This is a genomic window from Pseudomonas sp. OE 28.3, assembly GCF_014268205.2.
GTDB classification, from domain to species: Bacteria; Pseudomonadota; Gammaproteobacteria; order Pseudomonadales; family Pseudomonadaceae; genus Aquipseudomonas; species Aquipseudomonas edaphica.
This window is the reverse complement of record NZ_CP077082.1, coordinates 353589-376333: the sequence shown is the minus strand read 5'-3', so window position 1 is coordinate 376333 and position 22745 is coordinate 353589. Positions and strand designations below refer to the sequence as shown.

Annotated in this window: 7 protein-coding genes; 1 reads left to right on the top strand and 6 read right to left on the bottom strand. The window is 59.1% G+C overall.

From position 1 onward, the window contains the following. Window positions 1-60: 60 nt before the first annotated feature. The 6 genes from HU759_RS01620 to HU759_RS01595 form a co-directional block, all read right to left on the bottom strand. Window positions 61-909 carry an ABC transporter permease gene (locus tag HU759_RS01620; protein ID WP_017136616.1) on the bottom strand — a complete coding sequence of 283 codons (849 nt, stop codon included), beginning with the start codon at window positions 907-909 and terminating at the stop codon, window positions 61-63. Window positions 910-920: 11 nt separating this feature from the next. Beyond that, on the bottom strand, window positions 921-1772 hold the full coding sequence (locus HU759_RS01615) for an ABC transporter ATP-binding protein (RefSeq protein ID WP_017136617.1): 852 nt from the start codon (window positions 1770-1772) through the stop codon (window positions 921-923). A 20-nt stretch (window positions 1773-1792) separates the two neighbouring features. After that, complete coding sequence (locus HU759_RS01610; protein ID WP_186617814.1) at window positions 1793-2686, bottom strand: TauD/TfdA family dioxygenase; 894 nt, start codon at window positions 2684-2686, stop codon at window positions 1793-1795. Window positions 2687-2900: 214 nt separating this feature from the next. After that, window positions 2901-4265 (bottom strand): HlyD family type I secretion periplasmic adaptor subunit, encoded by a 1365-nt coding sequence (locus tag HU759_RS01605; protein WP_017136619.1) that lies wholly within the window; start codon window positions 4263-4265, stop codon window positions 2901-2903. Further along, window positions 4255-6411 carry a type I secretion system permease/ATPase gene (locus HU759_RS01600; RefSeq protein WP_026013663.1) on the bottom strand — a complete coding sequence of 719 codons (2157 nt, stop codon included), beginning with the start codon at window positions 6409-6411 and terminating at the stop codon, window positions 4255-4257. The genes HU759_RS01605 and HU759_RS01600 overlap by 11 nt, the downstream gene beginning before the upstream one ends. A 41-nt stretch (window positions 6412-6452) precedes the next feature. After that, a complete protein-coding gene (locus HU759_RS01595; protein WP_017136621.1) occupies window positions 6453-7811 on the bottom strand; it encodes a TolC family outer membrane protein in 1359 nt (452 codons plus the stop codon). 341 nt (window positions 7812-8152) lie between these two features. Here HU759_RS01595 and HU759_RS01590 point away from each other — a divergent pair, with 341 nt between their 5' ends. Further along, window positions 8153-22699 carry a retention module-containing protein gene (locus HU759_RS01590; protein WP_217858135.1) on the top strand — a complete coding sequence of 4849 codons (14547 nt, stop codon included), beginning with the start codon at window positions 8153-8155 and terminating at the stop codon, window positions 22697-22699. Window positions 22700-22745: the final 46 nt, after the last annotated feature.

The window sequence follows — 22745 nt, the reverse complement described above, 5'->3', positions numbered from 1 at the left end:
GCCAAGCACTCGTGAGCAGTGGGGAGTGAATTGCACGCAATCCTAGCAGGGATCAGTGGCTCAGCGCTGCATGCCCCAGCGCTTTACGGTGAGCCGCTCGAAGGTATCAAACACCAGGTTTTCCACCAGCAGGCCGATCAGGATCACCACGGCCAAGCCGGCAAACACTTTGTCGGTGTACAGCTCGTTGCGGTTCTGGAAGATGTACCAACCCAGCCCGCCTTTGCCGCTGGTGGCGCCGAACACCAGTTCAGCGGCGATCAGTGTGCGCCAGGCAAAGGCCCAGCCGATTTTCAGGCCGGCCAGGATCGACGGCAGCGCCGCCGGAATCAGGATGAACAACACAAAACGCATGCCCTTGAGGCCGTAGTTGCGACCGGCCATGCGCAGGGTTTCGGACACGCCGAGAAACCCCGAATAGGTGTTCAGCGCCAAGGCCCACAGCACCGAATGCACCAGCACAAAGATCAGGCTGTTCTGCCCCAGGCCAAACCACAGCAGCGCCAGCGGCAGCAGGGCAATCGCCGGCAGCGGGTTGAACATTGAGGTCAGGGTACTGAGCAGGTCGCGGCCCAGTTGGGTCGAGACCGCCAGCGTGGTCAAGGCAAACGCCAGCACAATGCCGATCAGGTAGCCCTTGATCAGCACCGCCAGCGAGATCCAGACCTTGCTCAACAGCTCACCGCTGAGCAAGCCGTCGAACAGTGCTTGGGAGGTCTGCAAAAAGCTCGGCAGCAGCAGGTCGTTGTTCTGGTAGCGGGCGACCGCCTCCCAGAGGATCGCAAGCACGATCAGGATCAAGCCCTTGCGCAGCCAGCCTTGCTGCCACAGGCGTTGGCGCAGGGGCAGTTCGCGCTCGACAGGGACGCTGAGCAGTGGTTCGAGGGTGACTTCAAATTCCTGGCGCATGGTTCGGCCCCTTAGTAAGCAATGCGGATATCGGCGAAACCCAACTCACGTTCGGCTTCGGGCGCTTCATCGAACAGCAGGCGATGAATGCGCCGCGCCGACGCCTGGAATTCCACACCGCCGAGGCTGTGCAGGTCGTATTGATGGCTGTGGATTTCTGCCCGCACGCGCCCGGGATGCGGCGACAACAACAGGATGCGGTTGCCCACCACCAGCGCTTCTTCGATGGAATGGGTGACGAACAACAGGGTGAAGCGCACTTCTTCCCACAGCAGCAGCAGTTCTTCCTGCATCTTGCGCCGGGTCAGGGCATCGAGGGCGGCGAAGGGTTCGTCCATCAGCAGGATTTTCGGTTGCATGGCCAGCGCGCGGGCGATGGCCACCCGGGCTTTCATGCCGCCGGACAGGGTGTGCGGGTAGGCGTCGGCAAAGGCACTGAGGCCGACTTTTTCCAGGTAGTGCAGCGCGCGTTCTTCGGCTTCGCGGCGCTTGAGGGTCTTGGAGGCCAGCAGCGGGAACATCACGTTCTGTTTGACGGTTTTCCACGGTGGCAGCTGGTCGAATTCCTGGAACACCACGATGCGATCCGGCCCAGGTTCGTCGACCTTTTGCCCCAACAGGCGAATTTCGCCTTCGCAGGGTTTGATAAACCCGGCAATGGACTTGAGCAAGGTGGATTTGCCGCACCCCGAAGGACCAAGCAGCACGTAACGGTCAGCCGGGTCGATCTCGAAACTGACTTGGTGTGTGGCCCGCACCACGCGCTCGGGCGTGCGGTATTCGAGGCTGACGTTGTCCACCGCCAACAGCGGTTTGGCGGTACTCAGGGTGCTGGCCGCGTGGCCTTGCAGGGGCGCGTTCATGTCAACTCTCTTGCCGGGAATCAGAAAGGCGCATCGCCCTGGATGGTGGTGCGAAACAGTTTGCGGCGCAGATGGCTCGGGCAACCGGCAGCCAGGTGGATCAGCGAGCGGTTGTCCCAGAACACCATGTCGTGGGGCTGCCACTGGTGGCGATAGATGTTCTGCGGCAGCACGCTGTGAGCGTAAAGCTGGGCCAGCAGGTCGCGGCTTTCGTCTTCCGGCAGGTCGACGATACGGGTGGTGAAACCTTCGCTGACGAACAGGGCTTTGCGGCCGTTTTCCGGGTGGGTGCGCACAATCGGGTGGACCACTTGCGCCACCTGAGCCAACTGTTCGGGCGTGAGGGTTGGGCGCCAATTACCTTCGAATTTGGTTTCGCTGTAGCGCGCCGTGTAGGAGTGCGCGGCGCTGCGGCCTTCCACGGCTTTGCGCAGGTGCTCGGGCAGTTGGTCCCAGGCTTTGTGCATGTCGGCGAACAGGGTGTCGCCGCCTTCGGAGGGCAGCTCCTGAGCGTGCAGCATCGAGCCCAGGCTGGGCAGCTCTTTATAGGAGAGGTCCGAATGCCAGAATTTACCCGCATCTCCCAGGCCGATGGATTGGCCGTTCTCGATGATGTTGGAGACGATCAGGATTTCCGGGTGGTTGGCCAGCAGGAACTGTTTGAGCACGTGGATCTGCAGCACGCCGAAGCGGCGGCTGAAGGCGATCTGTTGTTCGGGGGTGATGCGTTGGTCGCGGAACACCACGACGTGGTGATCCAGATGCGCGCGGTGGATGCGCGCGAAGTCTGTGTCGTTGACCGGGCGGGACAAGTCCAGGCCAACGATCTCGGCGCCGACGCTGCCGGGCAGTGGGCGAATCTCGAAGGATTGGGCGGTTGGGGTCGCTGTTGGAACAGTAGAGGTGGCGGACATGAGGGCACTCCCGGTCGGACAGGGGAGTGAATTTATAGGTATAAGAATGGAAGCTTAAATACCGTTAGCGAATATCGATATGCTTTAGGGTTGGGATCTGCGGTGATTTGGATGGTGCTATCGCAGGCAAGCCAGCTCCCACATTTTGATATGTGAACACATTCAAATGTGGGAGCTGGCTTGCCTGCGATGAGGTCACAACAGGCGCCGAAGATCAGCGCTCGTGCAACGCCTCGGCCCGCGCCTTGATGATCGGCTTGAGCAGGTAGCTGAGGATGCTTTTCTTGCCGGTAATGATATCCACCGAGGCCACCATGCCAGGAATGATCAGCAACGGCTTCTCGTCGGTGCCCAAGTGGCTGCGATCAGTGCGCAGGGTGATCATGTAGTAGGTGGTTTTCTTGTCTTCATCGGTGATGGTGTCGGCACCGATGCGTTCAAGCTTGGCCTTGAGGCCGCCATAGATGGTGTAGTCATAGGCGGTGAATTTGACGATCGCTTCTTGCCCAGGGTGCAGGAAGGCGATGTCTTGCGGGCGGATCTTGGCTTCCACCAGCAGGGTGTCATTGAGCGGCACGATTTCGACCATGTCGCTGCCCGGCTGGATCACGCCGCCCACGGTGTTGACCAACAGCTGCTTGACGATGCCGCGCACCGGCGAGGTGACCAAGGTACGGCTGACGCGGTCTTCGAGGGCACGGCCGGTGGACTCGGCCTTGTTCAGCTCGGTGCGGGCTTCATTGAGTTGGGTCAGGGCTTCGCTGCGGAATTTGCCACGGGTTTCGTCGATCTTGCGCTGCACTTCCTTGATCGCCGACTCGGCGCGAGGGATCGCCAGGGTGGTGGCGTCCAACTGACCGCGGGTTTCCATCTCGGCGCGCTTGAGGCGCAATACTTCCACCGGCGATACCGCGCCCTGGGCCACCAACGGCTCCGACATGTTGATTTCCTGGCGTTGCAGGGACAACTGGCTGCGGTACTGGCCTTGCTTGGAGCTGAATTCGCGCAGTTCCTGCTGGCGCTGCACCAGTTGCTCCTGCAAACCACCGACTTCGTCTTTTAATTGCTGACGGCGGCTTTCATACAGCGAGCGCTCGTTGGCGGCCTGGCTGGGCGCAGCCTTGAGCACGTCATCCGGGATGTTCAGCGGACGGTCATCCACCTGCGCACTCAGGCGCTCGACGCGCAGTTGCATGGCCAGGCGCAAGGCTTCGGTTTCGCCGGCATTGGAGACAAACCGGGTGTCGTCGAGGCGAATCAACGGCGCACCGGCTTCGACGATCTGGCCTTCCTTCACATACAGTTCGGAGACGATGCCACCTTCCAGGTTCTGGATTTTCTGCAGCTTGGACGACGGAATCGCCTTGCCGTCGCCACGGGTGACTTCGTCGATGCTGGAAAAACCGGCCCAGGTCACCAGGAATATGAAGAACGCGATGATGGCCCAGATGGTCAGGCGGATCACCCTCGGCGCATCTTCGATCAGCGCTTTGTTGACTTCAGGCAGGGGCTGGCCCTGCAGCGAGTCGGTGCCTTTGAAGTAGCGGCCGACCGCGCTTTTGATGGAGTTAAGCAACACTGATCTGCCCCTTTTTCAACGCTTCCATAACCACGGCTTTCGGGCCGTCTGCGAGGATCTGCCCACGGTCGACCACCAACAGGCGGTCCACCAGCGAGAGCAGTGAGGCACGGTGCGTCACCAGCACCACGGTCTTGCTTTGCACCACAGCTTGCAGGCGTTGTTTCAAGCGTTCTTCACCGGTGTTGTCCATGGCGCTGGTGGGTTCGTCCAGCAGCAGGATGGGCGGGTTGAGCAGCAGCGCGCGTGCCAGGGCGACGTTCTGGCGCTGGCCGCCGGACAGGTTCTGCCCACGCTCGCCCACTTGCAGTTCATAACCTTGTGGATGCAGGCGGGCGAATTCGTGCACGCCGGCCAGCTCTGCGGCTTGCAAGACCATTTCGTCTTCTACATAGCGCGCACCGGAAACCAGGTTGTCGCGCAGGGTGCCGGCCAGCAATTGAATGTCCTGAGCGACGTAGCCGATGTTGTGGCGCAACTCGCTCACGTCGATCTGGCGCACGTCCACGCCGTCCACCAGCAAGGCGCCGGAGTCGGGCTGGTACAGGCCGACGATCAGTTTGGCCAGGGAGCTTTTGCCCGAGCCACTGCGGCCGATGATGCCGATTTTCTCGCCCGGTTTGATCACCAGGTTGATATTTCTCAGCGCGGCGTTCTGCTGGTTCGGATACGTGAAGTTCAGGCCACGGCACTCAATGGCACCTTGCAGGGTGCGGCGGCTCATGGGCCGCTCTTCGAAATTGCGCTCCTGGGGCAGTTCCATCATCTGGTCCACCGAGGTCATGGTGACCTTGGCTTGCTGGTAACGGGTCAGCAGGCCCGACAGCGAGGCCAGCGGGCTCAGGGCGCGGCCACTGAGCATGTAGCAGGCAATCAGGCCGCCCATGCTGAGGTTGCCGTCGATGATCTGGTAAACGCCGAACACGATCATGATCACGCCGGCCAGTTGCTGTATGAGCAAAGTCATGTTCATCGACAGGCCCGACAGCAACTTCACACGCAGCTCGAGGCGGCTGAGGGTGCCGATGGTCTGTTCCCAGCCGTACTGGCGCTCGCTCTCGGCGTTGTTGACCTTGACCGCATCAAGCCCCGCGAGGGTTTCGATCAGGCTGGACTGGCGCTCGGCGGCCAGGGCCATGGTCCGCTCCATAGTCGCCACCAGCGGTTTTTGCAGGGCATAGCCGATGCCCAGGGCCAGCGGGAAGGCCAATACCGGGATCCACACCAGGTGCCCGCCCAGGATGGCGATCACCAGGAAAATCAGCAGGGTAAACGGCAGGTCGATCAGGCTGGTGAGGGTCAAGGATGCGAGGAAATCACGCAGGCTCTGAAACTCATGGATATTCTGCGCGAAGCTGCCAACCCGTGCCGGGCGGTACTTCATGGACATGCCGACAATGCGCTCGAACAGCGTGGCCGAGATGATCAGGTCGGTTTTCTTGCCCGCCAGGTCCAGGCACAAACTGCGCAGGCTTTTGAGAACCAAGTCGAACAGGTAGGCGCCGCAGATACCCACGGCCAGCACCCAGAGGGTCGCGGTGGCCTGGTTTGGCACGACACGGTCGTACACGTTCATCACAAACAGCGGCGCGGCCATGGCGATGATGTTGATCAGGAAGCTCGCGGCGATGGCGTCGGTGTAGAGCCAGCGCGAACGTTTGAGCGTGTCGCGAAACCACGAACGCGCCCGAGGGATCAGGGTGCCGTGGTTGACGTCGAATTTGTGCTGAGGCTGGGCGAAGAAGACTTTGCCGATGTAGTCATTGGCCAGCAGCTCACGCTTGATCAGTACTTCACCGCCGTCGCTTTCGCTGAGCAGGATGCGTGCTTCGTCTTCACCTTGCCAACCCACCAGCACGGTACTGCGGCCGTCCTTGAGCAACAGCAGCGCCGGCAGTGCAATCGTCGGGATCTGCTCCAGCTTGCGCTGCAACACCCGGCCTTGCAGCCCGGCACGCGCGGCTGCACGCGGCAGCAACTCGGCACTCAGTCGCTGCGACGGCAGCGGCAAACCGGTGGTGAGCATGGCCGCGCTGGCAGGTTTTTGATGCAGGGCACAGAGCGCCAACAACCCGTCCAGTAACGGGTCGTCGTGGAGCGTGCGTGGATCATGACTGAGATGAACTCGACTGACTTCGGATTCCACGCGGCGCACTCTCGACTAACAGATGGGGCTATTGGGGTGGCTCAATTCATCCCAGGCAGTTGAACTTTAGGTTTCACGTCGTTCTGTACGACGGACGCCATCGGTGCGACCACTCCCTGGCTTTTGAGCAATTCACCCATGGTCGCCTTGATTCGATACTGAGTAAATAACTGAATGTTCTTGATCTCTTCCAGACGACGGGAAGCGGTGAACAATTCGTTCTCGCTGTCGAGCAAGTCGAGCAGGGTTCGTTGGCCGAGGCTGAACTGCTGCTGGTACGAAGTACGCACGCGGGTGCTGTGGTCGACGTATTGCTGGGCAACCGGCAACTGCGCATTGGCGTTGTTCAAGGCGTTCCAGGCCAGGCCCAGTTCTTCATTGAGTTGGCGCAAGGCGTTGTTACGGATATCCAGGGCTTGGCTGGTCTGGTACGACTTGGACTGCAAGTCGGCCTTGTTGCTGCCACCGGCGAACAGGTTGAAGCGCATGCGCACCATGGCTTCCCAGCCGTTGTTATGGCTGGCGTCGCCGGCTACGTTGTTATCGGCGTTGGTGCCAAGCTCGGCATCAAAGCGTGGGTAGAAGGTCGACTTGGCAGCTTCGTACTGGCTCTCGGCGGCGGAGATATCCGACTCGGCCGAGCGCAGGATCGGGCTGTTATCGAGCATCTGGCGACGGGCTTCATTCAGGTCCGCCGGCAGCATGGCCATAAATGGCGCTGGGCGCTCAAGCTGGTCGGGCATCTGGCCGACGGCGCTGAGGTAGTTGACCTGGGAGTCGGCCAGGTTGGTCTGCTCGGTGATCAGGTTGTTGCGAGCCTGGGCCAGACGCGCTTCGGCCTGGTCCTGGTCGGCACCGTTGCCGACACCGCGCTGGGTGCGCAATTTGATCTGGTCGTAGATGCGTTCGTGGTTGCGCAGGTTCTCTTCGGCCAGGCGCACGAATTCGCGGCGGGTCAACACGTCCAGGTAGACCTGGGCCACGGTCAAACCGGTGCGCTCGGAGGTGCCGAGCAAGGAATAAGCACGGGAGTTGACGTTGGCTTGTTGACGCCCAACTTCGCTGGACGTGGCGAAACCGTCAAAAATCATCTGTTGCAGACGCAGGCTGGACTCGCCGCGGTTGAGCGTGTCCCAGTGGTTGCCGTTTGGGCCGTTGGCGGCGCGGGTGGTGGAGTTATCGGTGCCTTCGCGACCGTAACCGGCGTTCAGGTCAACGCGCGGCAAGTAACCACCTTGAGCGGCGCGCAATTGGTAATCGGCGGCGATACGGCTGTTCACGCCGGCCTGGATTTCCGGGTGCACATCCAGCGCCTGCTGCATGGCCTGGGGCAATGTTTGGGCTTGTACGAAACCGGCGGCGAGTACGAACGGTATTGCCTTGAACAGGTTCAAACGCATTTAAAAATTCCCCAGGACTTCTTGTCTCAAATCACAGCGATTGGTACCGCTGCGTCGGATAATGGCTACCGTAATGACCGTACGTCGGAAAGTTCAAAAAGCGGAACTGCTTCACACATGTAGGACGGTTCGCCGCATAAATATCAATGTGACATTACGGGGCCAATTGTTTAGGATGGCGACCATAAGGTCAATACTTTGGCATAAACTAGATAACGAATAAATCTAGCCAATTATTTGACGTCAGTAACTACTTATACTACACCCCTCCTGTTTGGCCCTCCCCCCCCGCGAGCGGTCACATGGAATTCATCAGTAACGGATCGCCGGAGAAATCTTTAATGAGCAGTGTAGTTGCCATCGTCAAAAGCATTGTTGGTCAAGTTTTCGTTATTTCTCCGGAAGGGACGCGTCGTGTTTTAGTAGAAGGTGACCGTCTGTTCGCAGGCGACCAGATCGACACCGGCATGTCCGGCGCTGTGAGCCTTGAGTTGGCCGACGGCCGCACCCTGGACCTGGGCCGTGAAACCCAGTGGAGCGCCGACCTGCCGGACTCCAGCCTCGACCTGGCCGCTGCCGCCGAAAACGCCGCGCCGTCGGTTGCTGAACTGCAGCAAGCCATCGTTGCGGGCGCCGACCCGACCACCGACCTGGATGCTACCGCCGCCGGCGCGACGGCTGCCGGTAATGGTGCTGCGGGCGGGGGCCACAGCTTTGTTGTACTGGACGCGACGGCTGGCCGTGTCGACCCGACGATCGGGTTCCCGACCGGCCCACTGGGCCAGGGCGCCGCAACAACGACCCAACTCACGGGCGCCCAGGGCGCCGGTGGCAATGGCAACCTGGTCTTGCAGACGTCGACCCTGACGCTGAGCGCAACGCCGACCATCACTGAAGCTGGTGGTGTGCTGACCTACACCGCCACCGTCACGCAGCCGCCGATCAATGACCTGAGCATCACCCTGTCCAACGGTGCCGTGATCACCATCACCGCCGGCCAACTGACCGGCACCGTTAACGTGCCGCTGGCACCGAATGACAGCCCGTACATCGACCCAAGCCAGATCAACGTGAACGTCACCGGCACCACCGGCGGCAACAACCTGGTGCTGACGATTGACCCGAACCCGGCCGTTACGCAGATTACCGACACCATCGACACCACCACCGTCACGTTGACGGCGGGCAATACCGTGACTGAAGGCGGTCAGATTACCTATACCGCCACCCTGACCAACCCGGCGCAAACCCCGGTGACTGTCACCTTGAGCAATGGCTCGGTGATCACGATCAAGGCTGGGGAGTCGGTTGGCACTGTTGTTGTCGATACTCCGGCGAACGACGTTTACAACAATGGCTCGACTGTCAGCACTACTATTACCGGTGCGACCGGCGGCAACTTCGAAAACCTGGTACCGAGCACTACGCCTGCGGTTACTACGATCACTGATTCGATCGACACCACCACCGTCACGCTGACGGCGGGTAACACCGTGACCGAAGGCGGTCAGATCACTTACACCGCTACCTTGACCAATCCGGCGCAGACGCCGGTGACTGTCACCTTGAGCAATGGCTCGGTGATCACGATCAAGGCTGGGGAGTCGGTTGGCACCGTCGTCGTGGACACTCCGGCGAACGATGTCTACAACAATGGTTCGACTGTCAGCACCACTATTACTGGTGCGACCGGCGGCAACTTTGAAAATCTGGTACCGAGCACGACGCCTGCGGTTACTACGATTACTGATTCGATCGATACCACCACCGTCACACTGACGGCGGGCAGTACCGTGACTGAAGGCGGCCAGATTACCTACACCGCCACCTTGACCAACCCGGCGCAGACGCCGGTGACTGTCACCTTGAGCAATGGCTCGGTGATTACGATCAAGGCTGGGGAGTCGGTTGGCACCGTCGTCGTGGATACCCCGGCGAACGACGTTTACAACAACGGTTCGACCGTCAGCACCACCATCACCGGGGCAACCGGCGGCAACTTTGAAAACCTGGTACCGAGCACTACGCCTGCGGTCACCACGATCACCGATTCGATCGACACCACCACTGTTTCGCTGACGGCTACCAATACCGTTACCGAAGGTGGGCAGATTACCTACACCGCCACCCTGACCAACCCGGCGCAAACCCCGGTAACTGTCACCTTGAGCGATGGCTCGGTGATCACTATCAAAGCTGGCGAATCTGTCGGCAGTGTGGTGGTCGACACTCCACCGAACGACGTTTACGTGAATGGCAGTACGGTGAGCACCACCATTACTGGCGCGACCGGCGGCAACTTTGAAAACCTGGTGCCGAACACTACGCCTGCGGTCACCACGATTACCGACTCGATTGACACCACGACGGTCACCTTGACGGCTCCGTCCGAGGCGAACGAAGGTGGTCAGATTACGTACACCGCTACGCTTTCCAATAAAGCGGGCACTGATGTAACGCTGAAGTTGGATAACGGCTCGACCATCACCATCAAGGCTGGCGATACCGTTGGCTCCGTGACTGTTGCGGCGCCTGGCGATGACGTGTTCATCGATAAGAGCACTCAGACCGTCAAGATCACTGACACCGCTGGCGGCAACTTCGAGAAGTTGGAAGTCGCAGGCGACGGCGCAACCACCACCATTAACGACACCATCGACAAGGTCGATGTGGTTCTGACCGCCACCACCACCGTTGGTGAAGGCGGCAACATCGTTTACACCGCGTCGCTGGTCGACAAGTCGGGTAATGCGGTGACTAACATCACCAATCCGTTGACCGTGACTCTGGACAATGGCCAGACCATCACCATCGGCGTTAATCAGTCCAGCGGCAACGTCACTGTTGTAGCTCCAGATGACGTGTACAAGGGCGACCAGACCGTCACTACCGCTATCACTAATGTGACCGGCGGTGAGCACTTCGAAAACTTGGTGCCAGGTACTACGCCTGTTAGCACCACCGTCACCGATACTCCGGGTACCGATAACACCACCACCGTGACACTGACGGCTCCGTCTGAAGTGAACGAGGGTGGTCAGATCACTTACACCGCTACGCTCTCCAATAAAGCGGGCACTGATGTAACGCTGAAGTTGGATAACGGTTCGACTATCACCATCAAGGCTGGCGACACCGTTGGCTCCGTGACTGTTGCGGCGCCTGGCGATGACGTGTTCATCGATAAGAGCACTCAAACCGTCAAGATCACTGACACTGCTGGCGGTAACTTCGAGAAACTGGAAGTTGCAGGTAACGGCGCAACCACCACGATCAACGACACCATCGACAAAGTGGATGTGGTTCTGACCGCCACCACCACCGTCGGCGAAGGCGGCAACATCGTCTACACCGCCAGCCTTGTGGATAAAAACGGCGCGGCAGTGACCAACATCACCAATCCGCTGACTGTGACTTTGGACAATGGCCAAACCATCACCATCGGTGTTAATCAGTCCAGCGGCAACGTCACAGTTGTCGCTCCAGATGACGTGTACAAGGGCGACCAAACCGTCACCACCGCTATTACTAATGTGACTGGCGGTGAGCACTTCGAGAATTTGGTTCCAGGTACAACGCCGGTGAGCACCACCGTCACGGATACTCCGGGTACCGATAACACCACCACCGTGACACTGACAGCTCCGTCTGCAGTAAACGAAGGTGGTCAGATTACGTACACCGCTACGCTTTCCAATAAAGCGGGCACTGACGTCACGCTGAAGTTGGATAACGGCTCGACCATCACCATCAAGGCTGGCGATACCGTTGGCTCCGTGACTGTTGCGGCGCCTGGCGATGACGTGTTCATCGATAAGAGCACCCAGACGGTCAAGATCACTGACACTGCTGGCGGCAACTTCGAGAAGCTGGAAGTGGCTGGTGATGGTGCAACTACGACCATCAACGACACCATCGACAAGGTCGATGTGGTTCTGACCGCCACCACCACCGTTGGTGAAGGCGGCAATATCGTTTACACCGCCAGCCTTGTGGATAAAAACGGCGCGGCAGTGACCAACATCACCAATCCGCTGACTGTGACTTTGGACAATGGCCAAACCATCACCATCGGTGTGAACCAGTCGAACGGCAGCGTGACCGTTGTAGCTCCAGATGACGTGTACAAGGGCGACCAGACCGTTACTACTGCTATCTCCAACGTGACTGGCGGCGAGCACTTCGAGAATTTGGTACCAGGTACTACGCCGGTCAGCACCACCGTCACCGATACACCGGGTACGGACAACACCACTACCGTCACGTTGACCGCGCCAAGCGCAGTCAATGAAGGCGGTCAGATTACGTACACCGCTACGCTCTCTAATAAAGCGGGCACAGACGTAACGCTGAAGTTGGATAACGGCTCGACTATCACCATCAAAGCTGGCGACACCGTCGGCACAGTGACTGTCCCTGCGCCTAGCGATGACGTGTTCATCGATAAGAGCACTCAGACCGTCAAGATCACTGACACCGCTGGCGGCAACTTCGAGAAGTTGGAAGTCGCAGGCGACGGCGCAACCACGACTATCAACGACACCATCGACAAAGTGGATGTGGTCCTGACTGCAACCACCACAGTCGGCGAAGGCGGCAACATCGTCTATACCGCCAGCCTTGTGGATAAAAACGGCGCGCCGGTGACTAACATCACCAGCCCGTTGACCGTCACTCTCGATAATGGCCAGACCATCACCATCGGTGTGAATCAGTCCAGCGGCAACGTGACCGTTGTCGCTCCAGATGACGTGTACAAGGGCGACCAGACCGTTACTACTGCTATCTCCAACGTGACTGGCGGCGAGCACTTCGAGAATTTGGTACCAGGTACTACGCCGGTCAGCACCACCGTCACCGATACACCGGGTACGGACAACACCACTACCGTCACGTTGACCGCGCCAAGCGCAGTCAATGAAGGCGGTCAGATTACGTACACCGCTACGCTCTCTAATAAAGCGGGCACAGACGTAACGCTGAAGTTGGATAACGGCTCGACTATCACCATCAAAGCTGGCGACACCGTCGGCACAGTGACTGTCCCTGCGCCTAGCGATGACGTGTTCATCGATAAGAGCACCCAGACCGTCAAGATCACTGACACCACTGGCGGCAACTTCGAAAAACTGGAAGTTGCCGGCGACGGCGCAACCACCACGATCAACGACACCATCGACAAAGTCGATGTGGTGCTGACCGCAACAACCACCGTTGGCGAAGGCGGCAACATCGTCTACACCGCCAGCCTTGTGGATAAAAACGGCGCGCCGGTGACTAACATCACCAACCCGTTGACCGTCACTCTCGATAACGGCCAGACCATCACCATCGGCGTTAATCAGTCCAGCGGCAACGTCACTGTTGTAGCTCCAGATGACGTGTACAAGGGCGACCAGACCGTCACTACCGCTATCACTAATGTGGCCGGCGGTGAGCACTTCGAAAATCTGGTTCCAGGTACTACGCCGGTCAGCACTACCGTCACCGACACTCCGGGTACTGATAACACCACTACTGTCACGCTGACCGCGCCAAGTGCCGTCAACGAAGGCGGTCAGATTACGTATACCGCTACGCTTTCCAATAAAGCGGGTACTGATGTAACGCTGAAGTTGGATAACGGTTCGACTATCACCATCAAGGCTGGCGATACCGTTGGCTCCGTGACTGTTGCGGCGCCTGGCGATGACGTGTTCATCGATAAGAGCACCCAGACGGTCAAGATCACTGACACCACTGGCGGCAACTTCGAAAAACTGGAAGTCGCAGGCGACGGCGCAACCACCACCATTAACGACACCATCGACAAAGTCGATGTGGTTCTGACCGCCACCACCACCGTCGGCGAAGGCGGCAATATCGTCTACACCGCCAGCCTTGTGGATAAAAACGGCGCGCCGGTGACTAACATCACCAACCCGTTGACCGTCACTCTCGATAACGGCCAGACCATCACCATCGGTGTGAACCAGTCGAACGGCAGCGTGACCGTTGTCGCTCCAGATGACGTGTACAAGGGCGACCAGACCGTTACTACCGCTATCACTAATGTGACCGGCGGTGAGCACTTCGAAAACTTGGTGCCAGGTACTACGCCTGTTAGCACCACCGTCACCGATACTCCGGGTACCGATAACACCACCACCGTGACACTGACGGCTCCGTCTGAAGTGAACGAGGGTGGTCAGATCACTTACACCGCTACGCTCTCCAATAAAGCGGGCACTGACGTCACGCTGAAGTTGGATAACGGTTCGACCATCACCATCAAGGCTGGCGACACCGTCGGCACCGTGACTGTCCCTGCGCCAAGCGATGACGTGTTCATCGATAAGAGCACTCAGACGGTCAAGATCACCGACACTGCTGGCGGCAACTTCGAGAAGCTGGAAGTGGCGGGTGATGGTGCAACCACGACTATCAACGACACCATCGACAAGGTCGATGTGGTCCTGACCGCCACCACCACCGTTGGTGAAGGCGGCAACATCGTTTACACCGCGTCGCTGGTCGACAAGTCGGGTAATGCGGTGACCAACATCACCAACCCACTGACTGTGACTTTGGATAACGGCCAAACCATTACCATCGGTGTGAACCAATCGAACGGCAGCGTGACCGTTGTAGCTCCAGATGACGTGTACAAGGGCGACCAGACTGTCACTACCGCTATTAAAGGCGTCACCGGCGGCGAGCACTTCGAAAATCTGGTCCCAGGTACCACGCCGGTTAGCACCACCGTCACCGATACTCCGGGTACCGATAACACCACGACCGTAACACTGACCGCGCCAAGCGCAGTCAATGAAGGCGGTCAAATTACGTACACCGCGACCTTGAGCAACAAGGCTGGCACTGACGTAACCCTGAAACTGGATAACGGCTCGACCATCACCATCAAAGCGGGCGACACCGTCGGCACCGTGACCGTCCCTGCGCCTAGCGATGACGTGTTCATCGACAAGAGCACCCAGACGGTCAAGATCACCGACACTGCTGGCGGCAACTTCGAAAAACTGGAAGTTGCAGGTAACGGTGCGACCACCACGATCAACGACACCATCGACAAAGTCGATGTGGTCCTGACCGCCACTACCACCGTTGGTGAAGGCGGCAACATCGTTTACACCGCGTCGCTGGTCGACAAGTCGGGCAATCCGGTGACCAACATCACCAGCCCGCTGACCGTCACCCTGGACAACGGCAAAACCATCACCATCGGTGTGAATCAGTCCAGCGGCACTGTCACCACCGTTGCGCCTAACGACGTATACAAAGGCGACCAGACCGTTACCACCGCAATTAAGGGTGTAACTGGCGGCGAGCACTTCGAAAACCTGGTGCCGGGCACAACGCCGGTGAATACCACCGTCACGGACACACCTGGCACTGCGGACACCACGACCGTCACGCTGACCGCGCCAAGTGCCGTCAACGAAGGTGGCCAGATCACTTACACCGCCACCTTGAGCAACAAGGCCGGTACTGACGTAACCCTGAAACTGGATAACGGCTCGACCATCACCATCAAAGCGGGTGACACCGTCGGCACAGTAACCGTCCCTGCGCCTAGCGATGACGTGTTCATCGACAAGAGCACCCAGACGGTGAAGATCACCGACACTGCTGGCGGCAACTTCGAAAAACTGGAAGTTGCAGGTAACGGCGCAACCACCACGATCAACGACACCATCGACAAAGTCGATGTGGTCCTGACCGCCACCACCACCGTTGGTGAAGGCGGCAATATCGTCTACACCGCCAGCCTTGTGGATAAAAACGGCGCGGCAGTGACCAACATCACCAACCCGCTGACCGTGACTTTGGACAATGGCCAGACCATTACCATCGGTGTGAATCAGTCCAGCGGTACCGTCACCACTGTTGCGCCTAACGACGTATACAAAGGCGACCAGACCGTTACCACCGCAATTAAGGGTGTAACTGGCGGCGAGCACTTCGAAAACCTGGTGCCAGGCACTACGCCTGTTAACACCACAGTGACTGACACACCTGGCACTGCGGACACCACGACCGTCACGCTGACCGCGCCAAGTGCCGTCAACGAAGGTGGCCAGATCACTTACACCGCCACCTTGAGCAACAAGGCCGGTACTGACGTAACCCTGAAACTCGATAACGGCTCTTCCATCACCATCAAGGCTGGCGACACCGTCGGCACCGTGACTGTCCCTGCGCCTAGCGATGACGTGTTCATCGACAAGAGCACTCAGACGGTCAAGATCACCGACACTGCTGGTGGCAACTTCGAAAAACTGGAAGTCGCAGGCGACGGCGCAACCACCACCATTAACGACACCATCGACAAAGTCGATGTCGTTCTGACCGCCACCACCACCGTTGGTGAAGGCGGCAACATCGTTTACACCGCGTCGCTGGTCGACAAGTCGGGTAATGCGGTGACCAACATCACCAACCCACTGACTGTGACTTTGGATAACGGCCAAACCATTACCATCGGTGTGAACCAATCGAACGGCAGCGTGACCGTTGTAGCTCCAGATGACGTGTACAAGGGCGACCAGACTGTCACTACCGCTATTAAAGGCGTGACCGGCGGCGCGCACTTCGAGAATCTGGTGCCAGGCACTACGCCTGTTAGCACCACCGTCACCGATACTCCGGGTACTGATAACACCACTACCGTCACGTTGACCGCGCCAAGCGCAGTCAATGAAGGTGGTCAGATTACGTACACCGCGACCTTGAGCAACAAGGCCGGTACTGACGTAACCCTGAAGTTGGATAACGGCTCGACTATCACCATCAAAGCTGGCGATACCGTCGGCTCCGTGACTGTTGCAGCGCCTAGCGATGACGTGTTCATCGACAAGAGCACTCAGACCGTCAAGATCACCGACACCACTGGCGGTAACTTCGAAAAACTGGAAGTGGCTGGTGATGGTGCAACTACGACCATTAACGACACTATCGACAAAGTGGATGTGGTGCTGACCGCAACGACCACAGTGGGCGAAGGCGGCAACATCGTTTACACCGCGTCGCTGGTCGATAAGTCGGGCAATGCGGTGACCAACATCACCAGCCCGCTGACCGTGACCCTGGATAACGGCCAGACCATCACCATCGGCGTTAATCAGTCCAGCGGCAACGTGACCGTTGTAGCTCCAGATGACGTGTACAAGGGCGACCAGACCGTCACTACCGCTATTACTAACGTGACTGGCGGTGAGCACTTCGAAAACCTGGTGCCAGGTACTACGCCTGTCAGCACCACTGTCACCGATACTCCGGGTACTGATAACACCACTACCGTCACGTTGACCGCGCCAAGCGCAGTCAATGAAGGTGGTCAGATTACGTACACCGCGACCTTGAGCAACAAGGCCGGTACTGACGTAACCCTGAAGTTGGATAACGGCTCGACTATCACCATCAAAGCTGGTGACACCGTCGGCACCGTAACCGTCCCTGCGCCTAGCGATGACGTGTTCATCGACAAGAGCACCCAAACCGTCAAGATCACCGACACCGCTGGCGGTAACTTCGAAAAACTGGAAGTGGCTGGTGATGGCGCAACCACCACCATCAACGACACCATCGACAAAGTGGATGTGGTTCTGACCGCCACCACCACCGTCGGTGAAGGCGGCAATATCGTCTACACCGCCAGCCTTGTGGATAAAAACGGCGCGGCAGTGACCAACATCACCAACCCGCTGACCGTGACTTTGGACAATGGCCAGACCATTACCATCGGTGTGAATCAGTCGAATGGCAGCGTCACCGTTGTAGCACCAAACGACGTGTACAAAGGCGACCAGACCGTTACCACCGCCATCACCAACGTGACCGGCGGCGCGCACTTCGAGAATCTGGTGCCAGGCACAACGCCTGTTAACACCACAGTGACTGACACACCTGGCACTGCGGACACCACAACCGTCACGCTGACCGCTCCAAGTGCCGTCAACGAAGGTGGCCAGATCACTTACACCGCCACCTTGAGCAACAAGGCTGGTACTGACGTCACGCTGAAGTTGGATAACGGCTCGACTATCACCATCAAAGCTGGTGACACCGTCGGCACAGTAACCGTCCCTGCGCCTAGCGATGACGTGTTCATCGATAAGAGCACCCAGACCGTCAAGATCACCGACACCGCTGGCGGCAACTTCGAGAAACTGGAAGTTGCTGGTAACGGTGCGACCACCACGATCAACGACACCATCGACAAAGTCGATGTGGTCCTGACCGCCACTACCACTGTTGGCGAAGGCGGCAACATCATCTACACCGCCAGCCTTGTGGATAAAAACGGCGCGGCAGTGACTAACATCACCAGCCCGCTGACCGTGACCCTGGACAACGGCAAAACCATCACCATCGGTGTGAACCAGTCCAGCGGCACCGTCACCGTCGTAGCACCCAACGACGTGTACAAAGGCGACCAAACCGTTACCACCGCCATCACTAACGTGACCGGCGGCGCGCACTTCGAGAATCTGGTGCCAGGCACTACGCCTGTTAACACCACAGTGACGGATACCCCAGGCACCACCGATCTCACCAGCGTCACGCTGACCGCACCAAGTGCCGTCAACGAAGGCGGCACCATCACCTACACCGCCACCTTGAGCAACAAGGCTGGCACCGACATGGTAGTCACGCTGGATAACGGTTCGAGCATCACCATCAAGCAAGGTGCGACCGTAGGCTCTGTGACCGTTGCCGCGCCTGGCGATGACGTGTTCATCGACAAGAGCACCCAAACCGTCAAGATCACTGGCACTACCGGCGGTAACTTCGAAGGCGTGGCCATCACTCCGGGCGGCGCGACCACCACCATCAACGACACCATCGATGATGTGACCGTGGTGCTCAAAGCCACCGGATCGGTCGCTGAAGGCGGTCAGATTACCTACACCGCATCGCTGGTCGACAAGAACGGCGCGGCAGTGACCAACGTCGGTTCCGACTTGGTGGTAAGGCTGGATAACGGCTCGACCATCACCATCGGCAACGGCAAGTCCAGCAGCACCACCACGGCTGTTGCGCCTAACGACGCGTATGTCGGCGCCAACGATGTGAACAACAAGATTACCGGCGTAGTCAGCGGCGGCGACAAGTACGAACACCTGATCGTCGACGGCAGCACCGTCACCACCAAAGTGACGGATGTGGTCAACAACACCACCATCAGCATCACCGGCGACGCCTCGGTGACTGAAGGCGGCACTGCGCATTACACGCTGACCCTGAGCAACCCGGCGCAAACCGATGTGACCGTGACGCTCAAGTACAGCGGCACCGCCACCGATGGTTCGGACTTCAACGGCGTATACACCGTGAAGATCCCGGCGGGCGCCAGCAGCGTGCCGTTTAACATCGCCACGATCGACGACAGGATCACCGAGCCGACCGAACAGATTGTCATCACTATCGACAAGACCACCGGCGGCAACTTCGAGAACCTGGTGGTCGGCAACGGCAGCGTCAGCACCAATATCATCGATAACGATGCGCCGCCGGTCATCGACCTGGACGCCAACAACTCCAGCGGCGCGACCGGTGCCGACTACAGAACCACGTTCACCGAAGGCACCGCCGGGCCGGGTGTGTCGATTGCCGACACCGATATCAAGATCACCGATCCGGACAGCACGATGCTGACCGGTGCGACGGTCACCCTGACCAACGCACAGGCCGGTGATGCACTGAACCTGGGCAACAGCGTCAACGGCATCATCGTCAGCACCAACAACCAGACGGGCACCATCACCCTGACGTTGTCGGGCAGCGCGACGCTGGCTGATTACATGCAGCGTATCCAGAACATCACGTTCACCAACAACAGTCACGACCCAAGCACCACGCCGCGGACCATCACCGTGACCGTGACCGATGGCGGCAACTATTCCAACGTTGCCACCACCACCGTTAACGTGGTGGCAGTCAACGATCCGCCAGTCGCCACCGGCAGCGCCGTGACCGGCACCGAAGACACGCCGCTGGCGCTGACCTGGGCCAACTTCGGCGTGACCGATGTGGATTCGCCACAAGCCAGCCTGGGCGTGAAAATCACCGACCTGCCGGTGGCCGGCAAGCTGCAATACCTGGCAGCGGATGGCACCACCTGGACCAACGTGACTGCTAACCAGACCTTCACCAAGGCCCAGATCGACGGCGGCCAGTTGCGCTTTATGCCTAACGCCAACGAGTCCGGCGCCGACGGTTATGGCGGCACCGGCATTGGCAACAAGCAGGCTGATTATGCGCAGTTCAAGTTCCAGCCTACCGACGGCAAGGACCTGGGCAACAGCGCCACGGTGAAAGTCGATATCACACCCGTGGCCGATGCACCTACGCTGAACGTGGCCGATAACAATGTCGCCTCGACCGGTCTGATCAAACAGGGCTGGAACAGCATTGCCGGCCTCGGCACCAACGGGAACGGCGCGGCACCAGACGTACTGAAAAAAGCCATCGACAACGCAGGTACGCCGAACAACACCAGTGTCGTCACCAATGTCGAGTCAGTCGACAATGTCAACGCCGGCTCTGGCTCCAAGATCTCCGGCCTGATGTACATGGAAGCTGGCAAGAGCTACACCTTCAGCGGCGTCGCCGATGACAGTGTGGTGGTCAACGTTGGCGGCAAAGACATTGCCAGCGGGCTATGGGCGACCAACAGCGGCAAATTCAGCGGCTCGTTTACGCCAACGGTCAGCGGTTACTACAGCCTCGAGATCTACCAAGCCAACCAAGCGGGGCCTGGCAGCTTTGACGTCAATCTGTCGATCAACGGCGGGGCGATTCAGAACTTGAGCACCAGCACCGTGCCGCTGTACACCGGCATCACTGACCTGACCAACGCCGGCGTGACCGTGTCCGACCTGCATGGCAGCAACGGTGACGGTTATTACGTGGGCTACAAGCTTAACGAGGCCCAGGAAAACGGCACTGTGAAGCTGTCCAAGGTAACCACCGCGCTGACTGATACCGACGGTTCGGAAACCCTGAGCGTGAAGATCAGCGGCGTACCGGCAGGCTCGGTCCTCACCGACGCGTCCGGGCACACCTTCACTGCGACCAAAGGCGTGGGCGAAGTGAACGTCACGGGCTGGGACCTGAACACCCTGTCCATCAAGCCACCGACCTATTACAGCGGCCAGTTCAACCTGACCGTGACGTCGACCTCCACCGAAAGCCTCGGCGGTTCGGCGTCTACCACGGCGCAATTGCCAGTCACCGTGTACCCGGCAACCTACAACTCGGTGACGGGTACTTCGGGCAGCGACAACATTGTCGGCACTGACGGCAATGACATCGTCGTGGCCGATATCGGCGGCCTGAACGTGGTGCAAGGCAAGAACTACAACATCGCGTTCATGGTCGACAGTTCCGGCAGTATGAGCGTCGACTCGATCAACGCGGCGAAGGCTTCGCTGACCTCAGTGTTCAAGTCGCTCAAAGACAGCCTGGGCGCCAACACCTCCGGCACCGTGAACATCTTTGTGGCGGACTTCGATACCCAGGTGAACAAGTCGGTTGCGATCAACCTCAACGATCCAAACGCGCTGACCTTGCTCAGTACGGTGCTGGATTCGATGAAGTCCGGTGGCGGCACCAACTACGAAGACGTGTTCAAGACCACGGCCAACTTCTTCCAGAGCGGCCTGGCCACCAGCAACACCGGCGCCACGAACCTGACTTACTTCATCACCGACGGCCAGCCGACGTACTACCAGAGCGGCGAGCAGACCAACCCGACGCTGTACGGCACCGTCAAGTTCGACAACGTGGTCACGACTGCCAACTACACGCCTGGCACAACGTTCTCCACCTACATCGACAATACGCACTATTTGTCCATCGACAATTCGGGTGCCGCTCAGCTGCAGATCTACAATGGCTGGCGATGGGTCGTCACCGACCTGGGCACCGTACATGCCCAAGGTGACGGTACCTTTGAGTTGTCTAACCTGGACGGCACGGGCAACAGCACTAACTCGGCGACGCTGAGCAATGCCAAAAGCGCCTTTGCCCTGCTGGGTGGGTTGTCGCAAGTGGAAGCGATCGGTATCAACGGCGACGTCAGCCTCAACGACCTCAAGCCTTACGACACCGATGGCAAGCCGCAAAGCAACATCGATCCGAAGGACCTGGCCAACGCGATCCTCGGCCACACCGAAGCCACGCTGCCAGGCGCCGACACCATCAGCGGTGGCGACGGCAACGACATCCTCTTCGGCGACCTGGTGAGCTTCAGCGGGATTACCGGTGAGGGCTACAACGCACTGCAGGCCTTTGTGGCACAGAAAACCGGCGTGGCTGTCTCGGCGGTGACCACCTCGAACGTGCACCAGTACGTCACCGAGCACTACGCGGACTTCGACGTCTCCGGCGCCAAGGACGGCAACGACACGCTGTTGGGCGGCGCAGGTGATGACATCCTGTTCGGCCAGGGCGGCAACGACCTGCTGGACGGCGGCAAAGGCAATGACATCCTGTTGGGCGGCACCGGTAACGACACCCTGATCGGTGGGCCGGGCAACGACATCCTGATCGGCGGCTCGGGTGCCGACACCTTCGTCTGGAAGGCGGGCGACTTCGGCAACGACGTGATCAAGGACTTCAAGGCCTCGGAAGGTGACCGGATCGATCTCAAGGATCTGTTGAAAGGTGAGACGGACAGCACCATCGACAACTACCTCAAGATCACCACGGTAGAAGGTGTGTCGACCCTGCAAATCAGCAGTGAAGGCAAGCTCAACGCCGCCGGCGGCCTGGCCAATGCCGATGTGACCATCAAGCTGGAAGGCAACGATTGGTCGCACACCAGCATCAACTCGCTGATTACAGGCGCCGACCCGACCATCAAGATCGACCACACCTCCTAAGCTGTGATTTATCGGCCGCCCGCAAGGGCGGTCGATTTGCTTGGGC

Excerpts from the sequence above, each read along its gene's own strand:
- HU759_RS01590 (WP_217858135.1), top strand. The coding sequence starts at position 8,153 with ATGAGCAGTGTAGTTGCCATCGTCAAAAGCATTGTTGGTCAAGTTTTC.
- HU759_RS01595 (WP_017136621.1), bottom strand. The coding sequence starts at position 7,811 with ATGCGTTTGAACCTGTTCAAGGCAATACCGTTCGTACTCGCCGCCGGT.
- HU759_RS01610 (WP_186617814.1), bottom strand. The coding sequence starts at position 2,686 with ATGTCCGCCACCTCTACTGTTCCAACAGCGACCCCAACCGCCCAATCC.
- HU759_RS01620 (WP_017136616.1), bottom strand. The coding sequence starts at position 909 with ATGCGCCAGGAATTTGAAGTCACCCTCGAACCACTGCTCAGCGTCCCT.
- HU759_RS01615 (WP_017136617.1), bottom strand. The coding sequence starts at position 1,772 with ATGAACGCGCCCCTGCAAGGCCACGCGGCCAGCACCCTGAGTACCGCC.